This window comes from Mesorhizobium sp. B2-6-4 (assembly GCF_006441495.1).
Taxonomy (GTDB): Bacteria; Pseudomonadota; Alphaproteobacteria; order Rhizobiales; family Rhizobiaceae; genus Mesorhizobium.
Window position 1 is genome coordinate 1 of sequence record NZ_VFUE01000018.1, and the last position, 23046, is coordinate 23046.

19 protein-coding genes are annotated in these 23046 nt (G+C 64.9%); 7 read left to right on the top strand and 12 right to left on the bottom strand.

Annotation, left to right across the window (positions count from 1 at the left end):
• A partial coding sequence (locus FJ426_RS22920) for an SMP-30/gluconolactonase/LRE family protein (protein ID WP_140825528.1) occupies nucleotides 1-841 on the bottom strand: 841 nt, incomplete at its 3' end.
• A 308-nt stretch (nucleotides 842-1149) separates the two neighbouring features.
• Between FJ426_RS22920 and FJ426_RS22925 the strand changes: the two genes are divergently transcribed.
• Complete coding sequence (locus tag FJ426_RS22925) at nucleotides 1150-1317, top strand: hypothetical protein (RefSeq protein WP_140492852.1); 168 nt, start codon at nucleotides 1150-1152, stop codon at nucleotides 1315-1317.
• A 115-nt stretch (nucleotides 1318-1432) separates the two neighbouring features.
• Here FJ426_RS22925 and FJ426_RS22930 read toward each other — a convergent pair whose 3' ends face one another.
• Nucleotides 1433-2026: a hypothetical protein gene (locus tag FJ426_RS22930; protein WP_140492855.1), complete on the bottom strand. Its 594-nt coding sequence runs from the start codon at nucleotides 2024-2026 to the stop codon at nucleotides 1433-1435.
• A gap of 44 nt (nucleotides 2027-2070) precedes the next feature.
• A complete protein-coding gene (locus FJ426_RS22935) occupies nucleotides 2071-2688 on the bottom strand; it encodes a TetR/AcrR family transcriptional regulator (protein ID WP_140524978.1) in 618 nt (205 codons plus the stop codon).
• A 74-nt stretch (nucleotides 2689-2762) separates the two neighbouring features.
• Between FJ426_RS22935 and FJ426_RS22940 the strand changes: the two genes are divergently transcribed.
• Complete coding sequence (locus FJ426_RS22940; protein WP_140880322.1) at nucleotides 2763-4046, top strand: MFS transporter; 1284 nt, start codon at nucleotides 2763-2765, stop codon at nucleotides 4044-4046.
• A gap of 83 nt (nucleotides 4047-4129) precedes the next feature.
• Here FJ426_RS22940 and FJ426_RS22945 read toward each other — a convergent pair whose 3' ends face one another.
• Nucleotides 4130-4411: a hypothetical protein gene (locus tag FJ426_RS22945; RefSeq protein ID WP_140554862.1), complete on the bottom strand. Its 282-nt coding sequence runs from the start codon at nucleotides 4409-4411 to the stop codon at nucleotides 4130-4132.
• A 199-nt stretch (nucleotides 4412-4610) separates the two neighbouring features.
• Between FJ426_RS22945 and typA the strand changes: the two genes are divergently transcribed.
• On the top strand, nucleotides 4611-6440 hold the full coding sequence (gene typA, locus FJ426_RS22950) for a translational GTPase TypA (protein ID WP_140492867.1): 1830 nt from the start codon (nucleotides 4611-4613) through the stop codon (nucleotides 6438-6440).
• A gap of 61 nt (nucleotides 6441-6501) precedes the next feature.
• On the opposite strand, the gene FJ426_RS22955 is transcribed toward typA, so the two are convergent.
• Nucleotides 6502-7128 carry a DUF1062 domain-containing protein gene (locus FJ426_RS22955; RefSeq protein WP_140560726.1) on the bottom strand — a complete coding sequence of 209 codons (627 nt, stop codon included), beginning with the start codon at nucleotides 7126-7128 and terminating at the stop codon, nucleotides 6502-6504.
• Between the two features lie 397 nt (nucleotides 7129-7525).
• On the opposite strand from FJ426_RS22955, the gene FJ426_RS22960 reads away from it, so the two are divergent.
• Nucleotides 7526-8140 carry a LysE family translocator gene (locus FJ426_RS22960; protein WP_140560816.1) on the top strand — a complete coding sequence of 205 codons (615 nt, stop codon included), beginning with the start codon at nucleotides 7526-7528 and terminating at the stop codon, nucleotides 8138-8140.
• Nucleotides 8141-8143: 3 nt separating this feature from the next.
• Here FJ426_RS22960 and FJ426_RS22965 read toward each other — a convergent pair whose 3' ends face one another.
• Complete coding sequence (locus FJ426_RS22965; RefSeq protein ID WP_140518064.1) at nucleotides 8144-8467, bottom strand: YciI family protein; 324 nt, start codon at nucleotides 8465-8467, stop codon at nucleotides 8144-8146.
• Nucleotides 8468-8596: 129 nt separating this feature from the next.
• Nucleotides 8597-9160: a peroxidase-related enzyme gene (locus FJ426_RS22970; protein ID WP_140560727.1), complete on the bottom strand. Its 564-nt coding sequence runs from the start codon at nucleotides 9158-9160 to the stop codon at nucleotides 8597-8599.
• A 135-nt stretch (nucleotides 9161-9295) separates the two neighbouring features.
• On the opposite strand from FJ426_RS22970, the gene FJ426_RS22975 reads away from it, so the two are divergent.
• Together FJ426_RS22975 and FJ426_RS22980 are read left to right on the top strand one after the other, a co-directional pair.
• Entirely contained in the window at nucleotides 9296-14128 is a 4833-nt protein-coding gene (locus FJ426_RS22975; protein WP_140560728.1) for an NAD-glutamate dehydrogenase, read from the top strand.
• A gap of 279 nt (nucleotides 14129-14407) precedes the next feature.
• The gene (locus FJ426_RS22980) at nucleotides 14408-15784 is read left to right on the top strand and encodes an MFS transporter (protein ID WP_140560729.1); all 1377 of its coding nucleotides are present in this window, start codon (nucleotides 14408-14410) and stop codon (nucleotides 15782-15784) included.
• 40 nt (nucleotides 15785-15824) lie between these two features.
• On the opposite strand, the gene purH is transcribed toward FJ426_RS22980, so the two are convergent.
• From purH to htpX, 4 genes are all read right to left on the bottom strand, one after another.
• On the bottom strand, nucleotides 15825-17441 hold the full coding sequence (gene purH / locus FJ426_RS22985; protein WP_140560730.1) for a bifunctional phosphoribosylaminoimidazolecarboxamide formyltransferase/IMP cyclohydrolase: 1617 nt from the start codon (nucleotides 17439-17441) through the stop codon (nucleotides 15825-15827).
• A gap of 90 nt (nucleotides 17442-17531) precedes the next feature.
• The gene (locus FJ426_RS22990) at nucleotides 17532-19256 is read right to left on the bottom strand and encodes a heparinase II/III family protein (RefSeq protein WP_140518222.1); all 1725 of its coding nucleotides are present in this window, start codon (nucleotides 19254-19256) and stop codon (nucleotides 17532-17534) included.
• 249 nt (nucleotides 19257-19505) lie between these two features.
• Nucleotides 19506-20888 carry an RsmB/NOP family class I SAM-dependent RNA methyltransferase gene (locus tag FJ426_RS22995; RefSeq protein WP_246672620.1) on the bottom strand — a complete coding sequence of 461 codons (1383 nt, stop codon included), beginning with the start codon at nucleotides 20886-20888 and terminating at the stop codon, nucleotides 19506-19508.
• Complete coding sequence (gene htpX, locus FJ426_RS23000; RefSeq protein WP_140560732.1) at nucleotides 20885-21898, bottom strand: zinc metalloprotease HtpX; 1014 nt, start codon at nucleotides 21896-21898, stop codon at nucleotides 20885-20887. Before htpX ends, FJ426_RS22995 begins: the two co-directional genes overlap by 4 nt.
• Before the next feature lie 118 nt (nucleotides 21899-22016).
• Between htpX and FJ426_RS23005 the strand changes: the two genes are divergently transcribed.
• The gene (locus tag FJ426_RS23005) at nucleotides 22017-22235 is read left to right on the top strand and encodes a DUF1674 domain-containing protein (RefSeq protein ID WP_140518225.1); all 219 of its coding nucleotides are present in this window, start codon (nucleotides 22017-22019) and stop codon (nucleotides 22233-22235) included.
• A 60-nt stretch (nucleotides 22236-22295) separates the two neighbouring features.
• Here the strand turns inward: FJ426_RS23005 and FJ426_RS23010 are convergent, their stop codons facing one another.
• Nucleotides 22296-22970 carry an HAD-IA family hydrolase gene (locus FJ426_RS23010; protein ID WP_140492904.1) on the bottom strand — a complete coding sequence of 225 codons (675 nt, stop codon included), beginning with the start codon at nucleotides 22968-22970 and terminating at the stop codon, nucleotides 22296-22298.
• Nucleotides 22971-23046 lie beyond the last annotated feature (76 nt).

Sequence of the window (23046 nt, forward strand, 5' to 3'; positions counted from 1 at the left end):
GCTTGGCGCCGCCGAACACGCAATTGGCCGTCACCTCGGGCACCTTGACCTTGCCGATCAGCGTTCCGTCCGGATCGTAGCAATGGATGCCATCGGCGGCGCTGGTCCAGATGCGCCCGGCATCATCGAGCCTGAAGCCGTCGAACAGGCCTGCGGTGCAGTCGGCGAAGACTTTTTCACCCGAGACCTTCTTGCCGCCCTCGCCGACATTGAATACCCGCATATGCGCCGGGTTCTGCGCGCCATGCGTGCGGCCGGTGTCGACGACATAGAGCTTGCTCTCGTCGAGCGAGAAAGCCAGCCCGTTCGGCCTGACCATGTCGGTGATGACAGCCTCGACATCGCCGGTACCGGGATCGACCCGGTAGACATGGCAGGCGCCGATCTCGCTCTCGGCCCTGTCGCCCTCGTAATCGGTGTCGATGCCGTAGGTTGGATCGGTGAACCAGATCGAGCCGTCCGACTTGACCACCACGTCATTGGGCGAATTCAGCCGCTTGCCCTTCCATTTGGCGGCGATGGTGGTGACCGAACCGTCGAACTCGGTGCGGCTCACGCGGCGCCCCGAATGCTCGCAGGTCACCAGCCGGCCCTGCCGGTCGACGGTGTTGCCGTTGGAATTGCCGCATGGCTGCCGAAACACGCTGACGCTGCCGTCGGTCTCGTCGTAACGCATCATGCGGTTGTTCGGGATGTCGGACCAGACGACATAGCGGCCGGCGGCGAACCAGGCCGGCCCTTCCGCCCATCGGCAGCCGGTGAAGAGCTTATCCACTTGCGCATTGCCGTTGAACAGCCGCGCAAAACGCGGATCGAGAATTTCGTAGTCGGCGGCGGCCATTCTTTCCTCCCGGTAACGTTGGCAATCCGGCGGCGATCAAGCCAGCAGGAGATCGATATGGCAAGGTCGGCGGCGATGACATTTCCGCAATTTGTAAGACAAAACGACAGGAACCGGCATTCCCATCACGGAAGGGCAATGCGCCGGCGCCGGGGGTGGCGTTCAGGCGCCATTAACCGGCTATGCACATAGCGCAATGGTGCATTGCAACATCTTCTTTTTGCGATGCACTATTCCTATGTCATGCTCCGTATCGATCAAGGGAGGAAGAAACCGGCCGCCAAATGCGGCCCAGAAGGAAACTCGCTATGATCCTCGACAGCCTCTTGACCCGCGCCCGCAGCAGCATCGCCAAGCGCAAGAACTACAACCGCCTCGTCGCTGAAATCGACAGCTTCTCCAGCCGCGATCTGGCCGACATGCGCGCCGACCGCTCGGAAATGCTTTATCAGGTCCACAAGCAGATCTACGGCTGAGCCCACAACAAGCAGATTCGCGCGCTCCGGGACATTGCTGTTCCTCAACGGTGATGACGAGGGCGCGTGAAAACAGAAGCATTTGACACGTCGGCGAGCGGCGAACGCTTGTCCTTCAATTGTCGACGCGCCCGAAAGCCGGCACCTCGCCGATGACGGTGCGCCGGTCCTTGCCGCAGGCGAAGGACCGTGCTTTCTCGTCGGCAAGCTTGCGCGCCTGATCGTTGGCGGCAGGATTTCCTGTAGCCAGCACCAGTGCGACCGTGCAGCCGTCGCGCGCATCCATTTGCGCGACCTTGGAGACGAGCAGCACGTCGGTGGGTTTCTTCTCGTCTTCCGGATTGCTGATCGAGCGGCGGTGAATGACCGCGAACGGCACCGCCTTGTCGCCGTCGGTCTCGATGCGCCACTCGATCCTGGCGCCTGAGGAATTGAAGCCGGAGAAACTTTCCCAGACCGATGTCATGTCGCCGCCGGGCGGGAAACCATAAAACAGCGATTCGCGCGCATCGTCATAGGCGATCAGCACCGGATAGCCACGATAGCCCGAACAGGCGAGGTCGGCCCAGTCGCCATCACCGTCCCCGGCCTGCGCATAGGTGACGCAGTCGTTCTTCCAGTCGAGATCGGTGTAGGCGCTCGATATCTCGCCGGCATGGGCTGCCCGGCAGACGCTGGCGAGAACGAGCGGAAGAACCAGGCTGCGCATCGCGGACATCTCCGTTGAAGGTCGCAGCAGCCTATCGCCAAACACTATTTCTTCAAGCTCGCCTCGATCAGCAGATCGGCGTTGATCGCCACCGACGCCGCCGGGCCACCGGCGCCGAACAACTGGCCGCTGATATAGGCGCCTTCGATCAGAAGCAGCAGACCGTCGCCCAGCGTGTCGGCGTCGGCGGCATTCATCGCGGCGGCCATGGCGCGCAGGCGGCGGCGCAGTTCCTGCTTGTTGTCCTCGCTCACCACGCGCGCCGGATGGCCGCGCTCGGGATATTCTACGGCCGCATTGGTCATGCCGCAGCCGCGATAGTCAGGCTTCTGCGTGCGCTTGCCGACGCGGGTCAGGAAGGCTCGGATTTGCGCGCGCGGATCGCCGGGATGGGCGTTCACCGCCTCGTCGAAGCGTTCCCAGAATTCGAGGTCGTATCGGCGCAGATAAGAGGCGGCCAATTCGTCCTTGGAGGGAAAGCTGCGATAGAGGCTGGGCTTGGTGACCCCTGCGCGCCTGACGATCTCATCGACGCCAATTGCCCTGATGCCTTGCCGGTAAAACAGATCGCGCGCCACGCCGAGTATCTTTTCCGCCGCCTTTGGCGGAGCCGACGCGTGAGCGCTGCTGATGGACGGTTCAATTTTATTGTCTGGTGGCATTCGCGGTCTCGGTTGACACTGTTACCGATCGGTACGTATACATGTTTCCACCCTGCAACGTACCGGTCAGTAACATGCTAGCTCAATCCCGTCCGTTTGGCCAGCGCTACGCTTTCGTCGTGGTCGCCGTCATCTTTCTCTGCCTGCTGATCGCGGCCGGCTTGCGCTCCGCGCCAGCCGTCATGATGCTGCCGCTGGAGGAAAGTTTCGGCTGGCGGCGCGACGTGGTGTCGCTGGCTGCCGCGGTCGGCATCTTCCTCTACGGCCTGACCGGGCCGTTTGCCGCCGCGCTGATGGAGCGGATCGGGCTGCGGCGCACGCTGCTTGCCGCGCTTGTCGTGATGTCGGCCTCCACCGCGCTCAGCCTGCTGATGACCAAGCCATGGCATCTGCTGATTACCTGGGGCGTGTTTTCCGGCGTCGGCTCCGGCGCGGTCGCCACCGTGCTCGGCGCCACCATCGTCAACCGCTGGTTCAAGACCAACCGCGGCCTCGTCATGGGCTTGATGTCGGCCTCCAGCGCCACCGGTCTGCTGGTCTTCCTGCCGCTGCTGGCCTCGCTGGCGCAGTCGGGCGGCTGGAAGCCCGTCGTCACCGCCATCTCCGTCGCAACGGCCTGTCTCGTGCCGCTGGTGCTGCTGCTGGTGCCGGAACGCCCGGCATCGATCGGCATGGTGCGCTATGGCGCGGAAGCCGATGACGTGCCGCCGGTACCGCCGGCGGCACAAGGCAATTTCCTGACCCACACGCTGACCACGCTGCGCCGCGCCGCCGGCACGCGCGTCTTCTGGTACCTGTTCGCCACCTTCTTCGTCTGCGGTTTCACCACCAACGGGCTGGTCGGCACGCATCTCATCGCATTTTGCGGCGATATGGGCATCAACGAGGTGCAGGCGGCTGGCCTGTTGTCGATGATGGGCATTTTCGACCTGATCGGCACCACGCTGTCGGGCTGGCTCACCGACCGTTTCGATCCGCGCAAGCTGCTCGGCGTCTATTATGCAATCCGCGGCCTTTCGCTGATCTATCTGCCCTATTCCGGCTTTTCGGCGACTAGTCTGATCATCTTCGCCGTGCTTTACGGTCTCGACTGGATCGCCACCGTGCCGCCGACGCTGCGGCTCGCCAATGAAGCCTTCGGCGACCGCAGCGGCCCGATCGTGTTCGGCTGGATCGTCGCGGGCCATCAGGTGGGCGCGGCAACCGCCGCCTTCTTCGGCGGCACCATGCGCGAACTGCAAGGCAATTACGAACTGGCCTTCCTGATCGCCGGCATGACCGCGATTGCCGCCGCCTGTATCTCGCTCCTGATCAACACCAGCCGGCCGGCGTTCGACCCGGAGCCGCAGGCGGCGTAGTGCGCCTTCGGACGAGGGGCCGTCGGTCAGATTGGCGATCTTTCAATAAAGGGGAGATCGGCAGTTCGACGGCGCGCAGCCGATCAGTCGGGGTAGCAGACCAACGGGACGTTGGGCCAAACCGCACTATCGCAATTGGCGCTTTCCTGCCTTTGCTTGAAGGCCGCGCTGACGGGCCCCGTCACCACCGGATCGACGCCATCGGGCGCATCCGCAAAGACCTGTTCGGCGCTCGGGACATCGCTCGGCAGAGCGGGCCGCGCTTCCTTGAGCGTCGCCGCGGATTGAGCGGCGCCGGCAGCCAGCAGCACGGCGAGAGCCGCAGTTGCAAGAATCGGCCGAAATTTGACGACTGCGTTGGTCATGGTGTTCGAACTGCCCGGGCCCGCAAAAGGTTCCCGCCTTGGTTAACAAAACCATTTCACATGGCGATGCTTAAGATTTGATGATTATTTGGTGTCGCGCTTCCTCTTTCGCAAATGCGAAAAACCCTGTATGAGCCGCGCAACACGAAAGAGGCGGCGCCTTTTGGCCTGCTGCCTGCAACGCTCCCGAGACCAGATCATGAACCTCCGCAATATCGCGATCATCGCGCACGTCGACCATGGAAAGACCACCCTTGTCGACCAGCTTCTGAAACAATCCGGCGCCTTCCGCGACAATCAGCGCGTCGCCGAACGCGCCATGGATTCCAACGACCTCGAAAAGGAACGCGGCATCACCATCCTGGCCAAGGCGACCTCGGTCGACTGGAAGGGCACCCGCGTCAACATCGTCGACACCCCCGGCCACGCCGATTTCGGCGGTGAGGTCGAGCGCATCCTGTCGATGGTGGATTCGGCGATCGTGCTGGTCGACGCCGCCGAAGGCCCGATGCCGCAGACCAAGTTCGTCGTCGGCAAGGCGCTCAAGGTCGGCTTGAAGCCCATCGTCGTCATCAACAAGATCGACCGGCCGGACGCCCGCCATGTCGAGGTGGTCAACGAGGTGTTCGACCTGTTTGCCGCGCTCGACGCCACCGACGAGCAGCTCGACTTCCCGATCCTTTATGGTTCGGGGCGCGACGGCTGGGTCTCGGAAAATCCGGAAGGTCCCAAGGACCAGGGCCTGTCGCCGCTGTTCGACCTCGTCCTCAAGCATGTGCCCGCGCCGACCGTGCATCCCGGCCCGTTCCGCATGATCGGCACCATCCTGGAAGCCAATCCGTTCCTCGGCCGTATCATCACCGGCCGCATCGAGAGCGGCACGCTGAAGGCCAACCAGGCGGTCAAGGTGCTGCATCATGACGGCACCCAGATCGAAACCGGCCGCATTTCCAAGATACTGGCCTTCCGCGGCCTCGAGCGCCAGCCGATCGAAGAAGCGCAGGCGGGCGACATCGTGGCCATTGCCGGCCTGTCCAAAGGCACCGTCGCCGACACGTTCTGCGACCTAAGCGTGAGCGAGCCGCTGCACGCGCAGCCCATCGATCCGCCGACCGTGACCATGTCTTTCCTCGTCAACGATTCGCCGCTGGCCGGCACGGAAGGCGACAAGGTGACCAGCCGCGTCATCCGCGACCGCCTGCTGCGCGAAGCCGAGGGCAATGTCGCGCTCAAGATCGAGGAATCGCCTGACAAGGATTCCTTCTTCGTGTCGGGCCGTGGCGAATTGCAGCTTGCCGTGCTGATCGAGACCATGCGCCGCGAGGGCTTTGAAATCGCCGTGTCGCGGCCGCGCGTGGTCATGCAGAAGGGCGAGAACGGCGAATTGCTGGAGCCGGTCGAGGAAGTCGTCATCGACGTCGACGAGGAGCATGCCGGCGTCGTCGTGCAGAAAATGTCCGAGCGCAAGGCCGAGATGGTCGAATTGCGCCCCTCCGGCGGCAACCGCCAGCGCCTCGTCTTCCACGCGCCGACGCGCGGCCTGATCGGCTACCAGTCGGAACTCTTGACCGACACGCGCGGCACCGCCGTGATGAACCGGCTGTTCCATGCCTATGAGCCCTACAAGGGCGAACTGCCCGGTCGCACCAACGGCGTGCTGATCTCCAACGAGCAGGGCGAGTCCGTCGCCTACGCCATGTGGAACCTGGAGGATCGTGGCCCGATGGTCATCGATCCGGGCGTCAAGGTCTATCAGGGCATGATCATCGGCATCCACTCCCGCGACAACGACCTGGAAGTGAACGTGCTGAAGGGCAAGAAGCTGACCAACATCCGCGCCGCCGGCAAGGACGAGGCGGTCAAGCTGACACCGCCGATCCGCATGACGTTGGAGCGCGCGCTGGCCTGGATCCAGGACGACGAGCTGGTCGAGGTGACACCGAAGACCATCCGCCTGCGCAAGCTTTATCTGGATCCCAACGAGCGCAAGCGCTTCGAGAAATCGTCCAAGGCCGTCGGCGCCGCGTAATTTCTGCTTTCTGATCGTATCCGGGAGGGGCGGAGCACCAGGTGCTTCGCCCCTCTGCCGTTCATCCCCTGGCGGCAGATATGATGGCCTGCCGGTCGGGTTCGCCGGCCAGATCGACGCGGACCGTCGTCCCGTCGCGTGCCGGCTTGCGCAAAGCCTTGGCCCCGTCGCAATCGACAACCAACAGGCCTTTCTCCTCCAGGGCTTGAAGTCGCGACCGTGAGATGCCGAGTTCGTTGGCGAGCAAACGATCGAGCCGCAGCGATATCGGCATTTCGAGCCCGAGCCGGAGCTCCAGCACGCTTGCAGCTTCGCTTGTCCCGCCAAGCGCCGTCTTGTGCACGTCGACGTCGGGAAACTCCTCGACACGCCCCACCTGGCCGCGCAGTGCGGTCACATCGAATGCATGGCGCCGGGCAAGTGCTGCATCGTTGCTCTCCAGCGCCCGCAGCAGCGCCGGCTCGATGTCGCGGCGGTTGCGGCGCTCAAAAATGCCGAAATTCCAGGAATTGTCGCAGTTGATACAACGATAGATCAGCCAGACGTCAATGCGCTTGCCGTAGGCGTTGACGCGGAACTTTCCGTTGCTGCGATAGGCTTTGATGCCGCCGCAGCGATTGCAGGTGATCAGGGGACGTGGTGCGGTTTGAGGCGCGACCGTCCAGCGGATGCGCAGAATAGAAGACATGCCGATATGCCCTTCCCGTCGGGAAGTTCATCAGGTCGGCAATGTCGAGATGCCCAGGCGGGCGCGGCGTGGCGGTAGGCTGCGGTTCTTGGGATCAGGCGTCGCGGCGCATGCGACAGCGGTTCAGCAGTGCCAAACCGGTCTCGAACCGCCGCCCAGAGGAACACATGAAATGGAAAGGCACCGTTGTGGCGGCGCCATGCATTGTGTCGGGGGAGTTGACGAGACCGGCGGTTACGTAGGCAAACTGAAGCTCGAAATTGTTTCGCGGCGATCTATCTAGCCGCGAGATGCCGGGCCGGCAAGCATGTTGATGCTACCGAAGCTCGATCGCTTGCGCTAATGTCTGGCATTGCTAATGTCTGGCATTGAAGGTTTTCAAGCCGAGATCCTCGCCATGCACCTCACCTCGCTCCTGATCTTCGCCGCCGCGCTCTTCGTGGCCGCCGGTTCGCCGGGTCCTTCGATCGCGGCACTCGTCGCCCGCGTCATCGCCAAGGGATTTCGCGACGTGTTCCCGTTCCTGCTCGCCATGTGGATCGGCGAGGGCATCTGGCTGTCGCTGGCGGTGTTCGGGCTGGCGGTGGTGGCGCAGACTTTCCATTTCGCTTTCGTCATCGTCAAATGGGTCGGCGTCGCCTATCTCGCTTACCTCGCCTGGAAGATGTGGACCGCGCCTGTCGAAGCGAATGAAGGCGAGATGCCGCGCGAGGACTCGCCCGGCAAACTGTTCTTCGCCGGCATGGCCGTGACGCTCGGCAACCCCAAGATCATGATGTTCTACCTGGCCTTGCTGCCGACCATCATCGACCTTGCTTCGGTGACGGTGGTTGGCTGGATCGAGCTGACGGCGACCATGGCGGTGGTGCTTGTTATCATCGACCTTGCCTGGGTGCTGGCCGCCGCCCAGGCGCGCAAGCTCCTGAAGAGCAAGCGCGCCATGAGAATCGCCAACCGGGTCAGCGCCACCACCATGGCCGGTGCAGCCGCGGCGATCGCGGCGCGCTCGTGACCGTCACATCATTTCGATGATCGGCGCGATCTCGACGCTGAAGGCCGGGTTCATCAGGATCGGGCAATCCCTGGCCTTGGCGACGGCATCGTCGATGTCCCTGGCTTCCACGATCGTGTAGCCGGCGGTCGGGTTGCTGCCGCCATTGTTCTCGACCTTGCCGTCGGGCAGCACCGTCTTCGACATGCCGACCGGATTGCCGCCGTCGACCACGGCCGAGCCGAGCTTGCCGTACCAGCCGTTCCAGGCATCCATCGCGGCTTTGCGTTCGGCCTCCTCGGTCGGCATCTTGCCGGAGCCGTGATAGACATAGAGAAATTTCGCCATGTTCTCCTCCCTTGTCGGCGGCATCGAACCGGCATGCGGTCATGCCGCCCGGCGATCATCGGACCAAACCGACATACAAGCAATGAGAATGAGCGATAGCTAATATACTGCCGAGTCAGGCCCTGCTCGTCACCTTGCCATGGCGTGGTACTCGGAGTTCGGGCGCATATCGATTGCCGCCGCCACCCGGTTCGACATGTTGAAGAAGGCGGCCGTGGAGGCGATGTCCCAGATGTCGCGATCGGTGAAGCCGGCCATACGCAGGGCCGCGCGGTCGGCTTCGACGATCTTGGCCGGCTCCTCTGTCAGCTTGACCGCGAATTCCAGCATCGCGACCTGCTTCGATGAAAGATCGGCGGCGCGGAAATTCATCACCATCATCTCGCCGAGCGAAGGGTCGCCCGACAGCTGCCGCACGGCGGCGCCATGCGCCGTCAGGCAGTAGTAGCAATGGTTGATAGAGGAGACAGCGACCGCGATCATCTCGCGCTCCAGCTTCGACAGGCCTGAATCGCCCAGCATCAGATCGTTGTACATGTCGGTGAAGGCACGCAGCTTCTTGTCGTCGAAGGCATAGGCGCGCAACACGTTGGGGATCAGGCCGAGCTTCTCCTCGCATTTGGCGAAATAGGTCCTGGTCGCATCGCTCAGCTCAGCAGCGGCGAGATCGAGCGCGGTGATCTTGTCGGTCATGGGCATTCCTCCTCGTTTGTCGCCGGCTGCCGCCGAATTGCGATAATTCTTGGCACGCCGTCAAACCTTTGTCGCCAAATAGCGGTCATCTGCTACATAGTCCGCAAAAGCATACGACGGGAGGAAAGAAGCGTCATGGCCAGCGTGAAATCGGCGAGTAGGTCGAAGAAGAAAGCCACGGCGATGCCGAAGACGCAGGAAAGGCCGGCCAGGCTTGCCGACTACCTGCTCGCCCGCGCGCCGGCGGAAGACATTGCCGCCTATGAGGTGGCCGACCTCGAACGTGCCGCGGATCTCGCCGGCCGCGCGGTCGCCGGTCACAAGAAGGGCGCGTGCGCCGTCGCCGTCGACACCGATTCCGGCGTCGTTCGCGAGGGCCGACCCGTCACGATCGTCACCGTCGTCAACGACAATATGCCTTTCCTGTTCGATTCCATACTCGGCGAGATCACCGAGAGTGCCGGCGAGCCGACCCTGGTCACCCATCCCGTCATCACCGTCCGCCATGGCAAGGACGGCGTCGAGGAAATTCTCGGCGACGGCAATTTCGCCAGGGACGACGGCAGCCACGACCGGCTGAGCGTCATTCACGTCCATATTCCCCGGCTGACCCCGGAGCAGGCGAACGGCTTGGCCGAGCGGCTGCGCAAGATACTCGGCCAGGTCCATTCAGCCGTCAGCGACTGGAAGCCGATGCTGGCCCGCCTCGACCAGGCGATCTCGGAATTCCGCTATTCGGCGGTACCCCTGGACAAGAAGAGCGTGGCCGAGGCGATCGCCTTCCTGGAGTGGCTGCGCGACGACAATTTCACTTTCCTCGGCATGCGCGAATTCACATATGTCGGCGGCGAGGAAAGCGGCACGCTGGAGCGTGCCGACAAGCCTGGCCTGGGCATATTGTCCGACCTGGACGTGCTGGTGCTGCGGCGCGGCACCGAAGCGGTGACGACAACGCCGGAGATTCGAGCCTTCCTGCATGGGCCGGAGCCGCTGATCGTCACCAAGGCCAATGCCAAATCTTCCGTGCACCGGCGCATCTATCTCGATTATATCGGCATCAAGACCTACACCGCCAAGGGCGCTCTGGCGGGCGAACTGCGCATTGTCGGCCTGTTCACATCGACCGCCTACACGCGCTCGGTGATGAAGATCCCCTATCTCAGGTCGAAGGCCGAAACCGTCATCGCCAAATCCGGTTTCGACCGGCACGACCACTCCGGCAAGGCGCTGATCAACGTGCTGGAGAGCTATCCGCGCGACGAGCTGTTCCAGGTACCGGTGCCGATCCTGAGGAAGCATGCCGCGGCCATTCTGGGCCTCGTCGAGAGGCCGCGCGTGCGGGCACTGGTGCGCGCCGACCAGTTCGACCGCTTCGTCTCCATCCTCGTCTTCGTGCCGCGCGACCGTTACGACAGCGTCGTGCGCGAGAAGGTCGGCACCTACCTTAAGACGGTGTTCGAAGGCCGGCTGTCGGCCTACTACCCGGCCTTCCCGGAAGGCGGGCTGGCGCGCGTGCATTTCATCATCGGCCGCTCCGGCGGCAAGACGCCGAAGGTCGAACAGGCAACGATCGAGGCGGCGATCCGCGACATCGTGCGCACCTGGGAGGACGCCCTTTCCGAGGCGGCGGAAACCAGCGGCAGCGACCCGGCGCTGAAGAGGATCGCGGCACGATTTCCGGAAAGCTACCGGGACTCCTTCAGCGCCGGTGTGGCGCTGGTCGATGCCGGGCGTATCGCCAGGATCAGCGCCAGCAATCCGATCGCCATCGATTACTATCGCCATGCCGAGCAGAAGCCGCACCAGGCGGCGCTGAAAATCTATCACCATGGCAGCCCGGTGGCGCTGTCGCGGCGCGTGCCGGTGCTGGAAAATATCGGCTTCCGCGTCATCAGCGAGCGCACCTTCGAGGTCAGCGACGACAAGGCCGGCAATAGGGATCAGCCCGGCATGATCAATAGTGATCAGCCCGGCACCGTCTTCATCCACGACATGGAGCTGGAGAACAGCTACGGAAAGCCGATCGACCTCAGCAATGGCGGCGCGCTGTTCGAGGACGCGTTCCTGTCGGTGTGGCGCGGCGACGTCGACAATGACGGCTACAACGGCCTTGCCCAGACCGCCGGCCTGTGGTCGGGCGAAATCACCATCCTGCGCGCCTATGGGCGGTATTTGCAGCAGGCCGGAATTCCGCAGAGCCAGGATTTCATCGCCGCGGCCCTCAACCGCTATCCCGAGATCGCACGCGGCCTGCACGCGCTGTTCATCGCCCGGCTCGGCCCGACAGCCGAGACGGAAGGCGTGGTGGCGGCAAAGCATCTCAAGGCCAAGATCAGGGACGCGCTGGAAGACGTTCCCAACATCGACGACGACGCCATCATCCGCCGCTACCTCAATCTCATCGAAGCCTCGCTGCGCACCAATCATTTCGTTGCCGATACGAAAGCCAAGGGCCAGTCGCTGGCGATCAAACTCGATTCGCGTTCGGTCGACGGATTGCCCGAGCCGCGACCGTGGCGGGAAATCTTCGTCTACGGCTCTGAGGTCGAGGGCGTGCATCTGCGCTTCGGTCCGGTGGCGCGCGGCGGCCTGCGCTGGTCGGACCGCGCCCAGGATTACCGCACCGAGGTGCTCGGCCTGGTCAAGGCACAGCAGGTCAAGAACGCGGTCATCGTGCCGGTCGGCGCCAAGGGCGGGTTCTATCCGAAGAAGCTGCCGATGAGCGCCGGCCGCGACGCCATCTTCGAAGCCGGCACATCGGCCTACAAGAACTTCGTTTCCAGCCTTTTGTCGATCACCGACAATATCGGCCTCGACGGCGTCATCCCGCCGGCCGGCGTTGTCAGGCGCGACCAGGACGACCCCTATTTCGTCGTTGCCGCCGACAAGGGCACGGCAACTTTCTCCGACACCGCCAACGCCATCAGCGAAAGCCATGGCTTCTGGCTTGACGATGCCTTCGCCAGCGGCGGTTCGGCCGGGTACGACCACAAGAAGATGGGCATCACCGCCAAGGGCGCGTGGGAGGCGGTCAAGCGGCATTTCCGCGAGATGAACCGCGACATCCAGACCACGCCCTTCTCCGTCGTCGGGGTGGGTGACATGTCGGGCGACGTGTTCGGCAACGGCATGCTGTTGTCACCGAAGACAAGGCTGATCGCAGCCTTCGACCACCGCGACATCTTCATCGATCCCGATCCCGACATGGCGGCATCGATGGCCGAGCGCCAGCGCATGTTCGCTCTTCCCCGTTCGAGCTGGCAGGACTACGACAAGAGCAAGCTCTCCGAGGGCGGCGTCATCGTCTCGCGCGGCCAGAAATCGATCACCTTGCCGGCCGCTGCTGCTGCTGCGATCGGCCTCAACAAGACGACCGCCACGCCGGTCGAGATCATGAGCGCCATCCTCAAGGCGCCCGTCGACCTCTTGTGGTTCGGCGGCATCGGCACGTATTTGCGGGCCTCGACCGAGACCAACGCCGAGGTCGGTGATCGCGCCAACGACGCCGTCCGCATCACCGCGCTCGACGTGCGCGCCAAGGTGATCGGCGAGGGCGCCAATCTCGGGGTGACGCAGCGCGCGCGCATCGAATTCGGCATGAATGGCGGGCGTTGCAATTCCGACGCCATCGACAATTCGGGCGGGGTCAACTGTTCCGACGTCGAGGTCAATATCAAGATCGCGCTGGCGTCCGCCATGCGCAAAGGGTCGTTGACCCGGCCTGCGCGCGACAAGCTTCTCGCCGAGATGACCGGTGAGGTCGGCGAGCTGGTCCTGTCCAACAACTATCAGCAGACGCTGGCGCTCTCCATCGCCCGCAAGCGCGGCCTCGCCGACATCGCCCACCAGGCCCGCTTCATGTCGGCGCTAGAAGCGCGCGGCCTGCTCGACCGCACGGTCGAGACGTTGCCTTCGCCGGCGGCCCTTGCCGAGCGCGAGGCGCGCGGCGAGCCGCTGACCAGGGCCGAACTCGGCGTGCTACTCGCCTATGCCAAGATCGTGCTGTTTTCCGACATCGTCGCAAGCGACGTGCCTGACGAGCCGCATTTCGACCGCGACCTGATGGGTTATTTCCCCGACCGGATGGCGAAGCAATATGCCGCCGAGATCCACGGCCATCGCCTGCGCCGCGAGATCATCGCCCGCGTCGTCGCCAATGAGCTGGTCAACCGGGGCGGTCCATCCTTCGTCAACCGGTTGCGGGAAGCGACGGGGCGCACCGCCGCCGACGTGGTGCGCACCTTCGCCGTGGTGCGCGACGGCTTTGCCTTGCCGGCGCTTTACCGCGAGATCGACGCGCTCGACAATCAGATCGACGGCCAGATGCAGCTCGATCTCTACCAGGCGGTCAGCCGGCTGATCTACGTGACCAGCGGCTGGTACTTGAAGAACGATGCCGGCACGGCGCCGCTTGCCCAGCGCATCGCCGAATTGCAGGAAGCGCGCAAGGCGCTGGAGCCGAAACTCGTTTCGCTGCTCCCCGATTATTCGCGCGAACGGATCGACGAGAAGCGGCATGGACTGTTCAAGGCCGGGGCGCCGGACAGGCTGGCAGCGCAACTGGCGCTGGCCGATGTGGCGGAGCTGATCCCCGACATCGCGCTGGCGGCGCGAGCGGCAGGCGCCGACATCGTCGCCGCGGCGAAGGCCTTCTTCGCGGTCAGCGACGCCTTCCGTATCCCGCGCGTCGAGGAGGCGGCCCGCTCCATCACACCGGCGGACTATTACGACCAGCTCGCCCTGTCGCGCGCCACCGACACGATCGGGATCGCGCGGCGCGGCATCGCGGTGGCGGCACTCGTGAACCACGCCGGGGCAGCCGACCCGGTGGCGGCGTGGCTGGAGGCCGGCGGGGAGAGGATCGGCCGCACCCGCGAACGGCTGCAGGCGCTGACCGAGGGCGGCGACATCACCGTGTCGCGGCTGTCGGTGGCATCGGGCCTGATGAGCGATCTGACGGGGATGTGAGCCATAGCTTGGTAGGTCGGCGGCGCCCCTCATCCGCCTGCCGGCACCTTCTCCCCGTAAGGACGGGGAGAAGGGAGCTTGCCGTATCGCCGGCACCCTTCTACGGAGTTGGCCGGTGGCGAAAGTCGCGAATGAGCGTCTTTCTCCCCGTTCTATACGGGGAGAAATGCCCGGCACGGCGATGAGGGGCGGCGCGGCGCTTGTTCGTTTGCATGACCAGCGGAAAACATGCAGACATGGGGTGAACCGCCCAACGAAACGAAGGCGACCGGAGGGGACATGGCCGAAGTAGCAGTGCAGCGGGCGTCCGGGCGCGGCATCTGGGGGTGGATGTTGTTCGACTGGGCGGCGCAGCCCTTCTTCACGGTCGTCACCACCTTCATCTTCGGCCCCTATTTCGTTTCGCGCATGGCCAGCGATCCGACCACCGGCCAGGCCGTCTGGGGCTACGGCATCGCCGCGGCCGGACTGGTCATCGCCGTGCTGTCGCCGATCCTCGGTTCGATCGCCGACCAGACCGGGCCGCGCAAGCCGTGGATCGCCTTCTTCGCGGCGATCAAGATCGCCAGCCTGGCGCTGCTGTGGCTCGCCGCGCCCGGCTCGAACCTGTTCCTGATCGTGGCATTGTTCTCGCTGGCCTCGGTGGCGGCTGAATTCTCCACCGTCTTCAACGATTCCATGATGCCGCGCCTGGTGCCGAAGAGCGAGATCGGCCGCATCTCCAACATGGCCTGGGGGCTTGGCTATCTCGGCGGTATGATCGCGCTGATCTTCGTCGTGCTGTTCCTGGCCGGATCGCAGGAGACCGGCAAGACCATCATCGGCCTCGACCCGCTGTTCGGGCTGGACCCGAAGCTCGGCGAGGATGCCCGCGCCACCGGGCCGCTGTCGGCCGGCTGGTATTTCCTGTTCATCCTGCCGATGTTCCTCTTCACTCCCGATGCCATCAAAGGCATCCCGATCAAGCCTGCGGTGCGCGAAGGCCTGTCGGAGCTGAAGTCGACCCTGGCCGAGGTGCGCAGGCGCGGCGGCATCTTCCGCTTCCTCGTCGCCCGCATGATCTATCAGGACGGCGTCAACGCGCTGCTGGCGCTCGGCGGCACGTTCGCTGCCGGCATGTTCCACTGGTCGATCACCGAAATCGGCATGTTCGGCATCATCCTCAACGTCGTCGCCATCTTCGGCTGCTGGATCGCCGCGCGGCTCGACACCGCGCTCGGCTCCAAGGCGGTGGTGATGATCGCGCTGGTCATGCTTTCGATCGCTACCATCGGCGTCGTCTCGACCGGCCCCGGCTTCACGCTGCTCGGGCTTATCCAGCTCTCGACCACCGATTCCGGGGGCCTGTTCGGCACCGCCGCGGAAAAGGCCTACATCCTCTATGGATTGCTGATCGGGCTCGCCTTCGGGCCGGTGCAGGCGTCATCGCGGTCCTATATGGCGCGCAGCGTCACGGCGTCGGAATCCGGCCGCTATTTCGGCATCTATGCGCTGGCCGGGCGCGCGACCAGTTTCCTGGCGCCGTTCCTGGTGGCGACCATCACGGCGGTGAGCGATTCGGCGCGGCTCGGCATGGCGGTTATCATCCTGTTCCTGGCCATAGGCATGGCGATCCTGATCAGGACGCCGTATCCGGCGGACCGGGCGGCGGAGTAGCACTCTTCCTTCTCCCGCAAGGGGAGAAGGGAAGAAGTGCTCAATGCCTGAAGTGTCTCACGCCGGTGAACACCATCGCAATACCGTGTTCATCCGCAGCGGCAACCACATCGTCGTCGCGCATCGAGCCGCCGGGCTGGATGACGGCGGTGGCGCCGGCCTCGATGGCCGACAGCAGGCCGTCGGCGAAGGGGAAGAAGGCGTCGGAGGCAACGACAGAGCCCTTGGTCAGCGGCTCGGCCCAGCTTGCCGCTTCCGCGGCGTCGAGTGCCTTGCGGGCAGCGATGCGCGAGGAATCGACGCGGCTCATCTGTCCGGCGCCGATGCCTACCGTGGCGCTGTCCCTTGCGTAGACGATGGCGTTCGATTTGACGTGCTTGGCGACGCGGAAGGCGAATTTCAGGTCGGCCAGTTCGGCCGGCGTCGGCGCCCGTTTCGTCACCACCTTCAGTTCGAGGTCGTCGACGACGGCGTTGTCCCTGCCCTGCACCAGCAGGCCGCCGGCGACGGATTTGACGGTTGTGCCGATCGCGCGCGGATCCGGCAGGCCGCCCGCGACCAGCAGGCGCAGGTTCTTCTTCGCGGCCACGATCGCTGCCGCCTCGTCGGTGGCGCCGGGCGCGATAATGACCTCGGTGAAGGTCTTCACGATCTCTTCGGCCGCCTCCGCGTCAAGGATGCGATTGACAGCGACAATGCCGCCATAGGCCGAGACCGGGTCGCAGGCCAGCGCCCTGGCGTAGGCCGCCTTCAGCGTCGAACCCTCGGCGACGCCGCACGGGTTGGCATGCTTGATGATGGCGACGGCGGCCGAGCGCGCCGGGTCGAACTCGCCGGCCAGCTCGAAGGCGGCGTCGGTATCGTTGATGTTGTTGTAGGAAAGCTGCTTGCCCTGGAGCTGGCGCGCGGTGGCCACGCCCGGCCGCTTGTCGCCATTGACATAGAAGCCGGCGCCCTGGTGCGGGTTCTCGCCATAGCGCATCACGGTTTCCAGCCTGCCGCCGAAGGCGCGCCAGGTCGGGTGCTCGATCTCCAGCGCCTCGGCGAACCAGCCCGAGATTGCCGCGTCGTAGCTGGCGGTGCGGGCAAAAGCCTTGGCCGCGAGCTTCTTGCGGAAATCCAGCGAAAGCGAGCCGATATTCATCTCCAGCGCATTGAGAACGGAGGCATAGTCGCCGGGATCGGTGACGATGGCGACATAGGCGTGGTTCTTGGCGGAGGCGCGGATCATCGCCGGGCCGCCAATGTCAATGTTCTCGACGATCGCCGCGTAGTCGGCGCCGGAGCGGCGGACTTCCTCGAACGGATAGAGATTGGAGACGACCAGGTCGATCGGCTCGATGCCATATTTGTGCATCGCCGCGGCGTGATCGGGATCATCGCGCACGCCGAGCAGGGCGCCATGCACCGACGGGTGCAGGGTCTTGACGCGTCCATCCATGATCTCGGGAAAGCCGGTGAGCTCGGAGACGTCGCGAACCGCCAGGCCGGCATCGGCGATCGCTTTTGCCGTGCCGCCGGTCGACACCAGCTCGACGCCGGAAGCGGCGAGCGCCCTGGCGAGATCGATGAGGCCGGCCTTGTCGAAGACGGAGAGCAGCGCACGACGCACGGGAACGAGGTCGGGAGCGGGAATGTTCTTGGCGGCGACGGCCATGGGCGTGCTTTCACGGCTGGAGGGGCAGGCCCGCGCCGTATCATATGAGATCAGGAAATCAAGGCGCAAGCTCGGTCAGCGCCGGCGCGGTCAGTTGTTTTCGGGATAGCCGGCGATAGAGGTGCGGGTGAGCTGCCAGTGGACTTCGGCGATGTCGGACGGCTTGAAGGCAAGCACGATCTGCCGGCTGCGGCGCGGGCCGCCGAGACCGGCGAAGTAGATCGATTCCTCGACCTCCGGCACCATCTCGGTGCAGGTGAACACCCAGCTGTCGGCCTGCTCGGCGGTCAGCACCAGGCGGTCATGCTCGTCCTGCAAAAGGTTGATGTCGGGATGGACGTGGAAGCGCACGGTGACGAAATCGCGGCCATTGTTGCGGATCGCCGCACCTCCAGGACGCTGGAAGCGGTCCCTGCCGGTCAGCACATTGCCGTTCGAGGACAGTTTCAGCTCGCGCTCGTGCAGGAAACCGAAGCGCTGGATATAGCCGTCATGGCGGGCGATGAAGCCTTGAACGCCCTTCTGGTCGATACGCTTGCACTGCACATGCTGCGGGCCGCCGATCAAAGGCGACCCCAGAAGATCGTTGATGCGCAGCGAATGGCTGAACCGCGCCGACGAGGTGTCGTTGATGGTGGCGGTCGAATGCGCGGCGGTGGCGCGGGCCAGGGGCCGGAATTCGGCGGCGCCATAGGTGTCGATGCCGGCATTGACGATGTAATGCTGGCGGCCCGACGACAGCTCGAACGCAAGGCAGCTGGCATGGGCGGCATTGGAGACGTGGACGGGCGGCGGCAGGCCGGTGTCGGCGATGACGGTGACGCCACCCATGGACAGCCGCTCATAGCCCGAATGCGGTGCATGCAGCAGCGGCGAGCCGGCGGTGTCGTCGTGGCGCAGGATGCTGGCGATGCGGTCATGGATGGTGGCGCCCATGCCGTTGAAGCGGGCGAGGCTGCCGTCCTGGTGGCGAAAGAAGCGCAGCGCCGGCAGCATCCTGTCGATGGCGCCGATCAGAGCCTGTGGCGGCGCTTCCGCCTGGTTGGCGTAGGTCTGCCGCAGCGGCAAAAGGTCGGCGAGGATTTCCAGCACCGCCATTGGGTTGCGCGAGATGTGGCCGCCATCAGGAAGGATCTGGCGGTCCAGTTCCTCGGCGAGATTGCGGGTGGCGCCGCGCAGCGCCGATGCGGGCGCCGGCAGCGACAGGGCGGCGAAGGCGAGGGCGATGCGGGCGCGCAGCCTGTCCTTGCCGTCAGGCATTTCGCGTGCCATCGACCTGAGGTAGCGGATCTGGACGGCCAGCGATTTCAGGAAGGCGCGGTAGAACGGGAATTCAGCGCCTTGCAGCACGATCGAGGAATGCTGCAGCCAGGCGATAATGCGCTTGGCGGCCGTGCCGGGCTCCCAGGCAATGCCGGAAATGTTGTTTCCATGCGTGGCGATCCAGTCGGACACCAGCGCACGCGCATTGGCGGCGGCAAGCTCGGTGCCGGCGGCGCGCATGTGACGCAGCCAGCGAAAGCCATGCAGCGTCTTCTGCCAGCCGTAATTGGGAACGCTGATCTGGAAGGGCGACTTGCCGCCGGTCTCGACCATATGTCCCGACAAGGGATAGCGGCCATAGTAGATCTCAAGCGCGATCTGCGGGTCGGCCAGCCGCAGGTCCGGCGGCGCGATCAGCACCCGCTCGGGCGTGCGGCCGGAATAGCGCCAGCGATAAACCGGTCCGGCACGCAGGCGCCGGCGCGTTTTGCGCCAAAACTCCTTCGCGACAAGCGCCCACAGACGCGTCGTGTTGCCGGCAGCAAGTGCCAAAACCCCTCCTGATCGTCCTCTATCCCAAGGGCAAGCTTATCTGATTCAACGATTCATGCGAAGGCGAATTCCCGCGAGCGGTGACGCTGCGCCTGGCTTGGCCGCGGATGCTCCCCAAAAAAGTCAGCAACTTCCCATGCTTAAACCCCTGAGCGGTTCAGCGCCCGATGGGCATCCATACTCCGCTCCAGATCCTTGTTCCACGCAATTCCGGACGGAGAATCGTCACGCAGCTTTCGTGGACTTGCCCTAGCCGGCGCGACGCATGCGCGCGGCGAAAAAGCCGTCGAGACCGGAACGTTGCGGCGAGCCGAGATCGAGGTCGGCAGGTGTGGTGCGCAGCGTGCCTTCCTGCGTCAGGAAGGGATCGATGCCGATGATCTCGCCGGCGCGAAGCGGGTCGGCAACGACGCCAGGCGTCGCGGCGAGGAAGCCACGATAAAGCTCCTCGCCTTCGAGTGGGTCGAGCGAACAGTTCGAAAAGACGATCCTTCCGCCCGGCTTAACCAGGGTGACGGCGCGCGCGAGCAGCCGGCGCTGGAGATCGGCGAGCTTCTCGACATCAGCCACAGTCTTGGTCCATGGCACGTCGGGATGCCGCCGCACCGTGCCGGTCGAGGAGCAGGGCGCGTCGAGGAGGACGGCGTCGAACAGCTCGTCCGGCTCGTACTGGAGGAGATCGGCCTGCACGATATCCGCCGACAGGCGGAGGCGTTCGAGATTCTGCGCCAGCCGCGCCAGCCGGTTCTTCGAGGTGTCGATCGCGGTGACGCGTGCGCCGGCCACGATCAATTGGGCGGTCTTGCCGCCGGGCGCGGCGCAAAGATCGGCGACGCGAAGCCCGCCGACATCACCGAGCAACCGGGCAGGCAGGCCGGCTGCGGCATCCTGGACCCACCAGGCGCCTTCGGCGAAGCCAGGCAGTTCGGTGACCGGGCCGGCAAGCTTCTCCACCCGAATCGTGCCGGTCGGCAGGGCAATGCCGCCGAGCCTTTCGGCCCAGTGCTCCGGATCGGCCTTGACCGAGAAATCGACCGGGGCCTCCTGGCGGTGGGCGGCGAGTATCCGTCCGGCCTCGTCCACGCCATAGGCGGCCTTCAAACGGTCGGAAAACCATTTCGGCGCTTCGTCGGTGGTAGCAAGGGCCTCTGGAAGTTCAGCCTCCTTGATCCGCGCGAGCGTGCGCAGCACACCGTTGACCAGGCCGGCAAAGCGCAATGTGCGGGGATCGGACTTGGCATGGGTGACGGCGAGGTCGACCGCGGCGCTGTCTGGAATGTCGAGGAACAGGATCTGCGCGGCCGCCACATGCAAAATATGCGACAGCGCGGTGGCATTGGCCGGCAGCGGTTTTTCCAGACGCCGCGCCAGCAGCCCGGCAATGGTCATGCGATAGCGCAGCGCGGTGACCAGAATGGCGCGCACAAGACCGCGATCGCGCAGGTCTAGCGCCTTGTATTGCGGATGGCCGTTTTCATGGTCGGTCAGGCCGTCGAGCGGCGTCCTCGCATCGATGACAGCGGCCAGCAGGCGCGCCGCCGCTTTGCGGGCGGCAAGGCCGGCAACGAACTCGCCGTCCTTTTTGTCTTCCTGACCACCTGTGCGTCGAGGTGCTCTGCCCGCCACGCTCACGACCACGGGCCCTTGGGCCCGGTCGGATTGCGACCCCATGGATTGGATTTGGGCTCTGCCGGCGGTTCCGGCGCGGCCGGCTTGCCCCACGGTCCTGCCGATTGCGGCTCGTCGGCCTGCGGCGGCACTGGCGCCTGGCGCTGCGGGGACCGCGATACACCACCGTCCATGCGCTGCGCCATCGCTTGCAGCGCGGCGATGCGGTTCTCGGTGCTCGGGTGGGTGGAGAACAGACTGTCCATGCGCTCGCCGTGCAGCGGGTTGATGATGAAGAGATGAGCCATCGCCGGGTTACGCTCGGCATCCGGATTGGGTATGCGTTCGGCGCCCCGGGCGATCTTGTCAAGCGCCGAGGCCAGCCACAGCGGGTGTCCACAGATTTCAGCGCCACGCCGGTCGGCCTCGTATTCGCGGGTGCGGCTGACCGCCATCTGCACGATCATCGCCGCAAAGGGCGCCACGATCATCGCCGCCAGCACGCCGACAAAACCGAACGGGCTGTTGTTGTCGCGGTTGCCGCCGAGGAAGAAGGCGAAATTGCCAAGCATCGAGATGGCGCCGGCGAAGGTCGCGACGATCGTCATGGTCAAGGTGTCGCGGTGCTGGACGTGGGCGAGCTCGTGCGCCATCACCGCGGCCACTTCCTCATGCGTCAGCCGTTGCAAAAGGCCGGTGGAAGCGGCGACCGCCGCGTTCTGCGGGTTGCGGCCGGTGGCGAAGGCGTTGGGCTGCGGATTGTCGATCAGGTAGGTCCTGGGCATCGGCAGGCCTGCCTGCTTGGCCAGTGCCTGCACGATGGCGTAATATTCGGGCGCGTTCTTCTCGTCGACCTCGACGGCGCGGTTCATCGACAGCACCATCTTGTCGGCGTTCCAGTAGCTGAACAGATTGGTGGCGGCGGCGATCAGGAAGGCGATCATCATGCCGCCCGTGCCGCCGATCAGGAAGCCGACGCCCATGAACAGCGCGGTCATCGCGGCAAGAAGCATGGCGGTGCGAAGTGTGTTCATCGTCTGCTCCCGTCCTGGTCGTGATGTAAGGGGGTCGATCCTCGTGGGCTCATCGCTATATGATGGGAAACGCCGGTACCCGTTTCAATCGGCCTGTTTCAATCCGCCGGAATATCGCATGAACGACGAGACCAGTAAAACACCTGCCACTGATGACGAAGCGCGGCTGAAGACGCTGACGCCCGCCGCCCGCCGCGCGCTTGAAGAGGCCGCGGCGCGGCGCGAGGACTACCGCCGCAAGGAAGCCGCGGTGCCGAAGGAAGTCGGCGGCCGCGGCGGCAAGGAGCCCGGCCGCTACGGCGACTGGGAGATCAAGGGCCTGACCAGCGATTTCTAATATGCCGGCCCAGCAAACAGCTCATTTGCCGGCAATCGGGTGTTTGAGTGTCGCCACAGCCTAGAAGGCCGCCGCCGCCGCCCGCTGCGGCTCGAGCGCGATCCAGCCCCGCTCGTCGACGGTGACGCCGATGGCGTCGTAGCCAGCGATCGCGGCATGCCGCGTCGCCAGGGGATGCCGGTGCGTGGCGTTTATGACCATGACCGCTGCGCCCGCCGCCTCGGCCGCCGTGATGCCCGCCGGGGCATCCTCGAACACGAGGCAATCGCGCGCATCGACACCGAGCCGCGTCGCGCCGAGCTGAAAGCAGTCGGGCGCCGGCTTGCCGCGTGAAACATCTTCCGCCGCGATCAGCACGGCAGGGACGGGGATGCCGGCGGCCTTCATGCGCAAGAGCGCCAGTTCGCGCGGTGCCGAGGTTACGATCGCCCAGCGCCCCGGCGGGAGCGCGTTGAGAAACGCGGCGGCGCTGGCGATCTGAACAATGCCCTCCAGATCGGCGGCTTCGGCCTTGAGCAAGAGGTCGGCCTCATGCGCCGGATCGACGCCCGGGAGCGCCAGACCGGCGATCGTCTCGATCGCCCGCACGCCATGGATCGTCGGCAGGAAGGCGGCGACGTCGAGCCCTTGCCGCCGCGCCCAGTCGCTCCACACCCGTTCGGCCGAGGCAATGGAATTGATGAGCGTGCCGTCCATGTCGAAGAGGAAGGCGGCGAATTTTCTGCCTGCGTACATGATTTTCCTTGATTTCGGGGAGGTCTTTCGAGGGAGCGCCGATGGTAACGTCCCGGCGCCGGCATTGGAAGCCGCG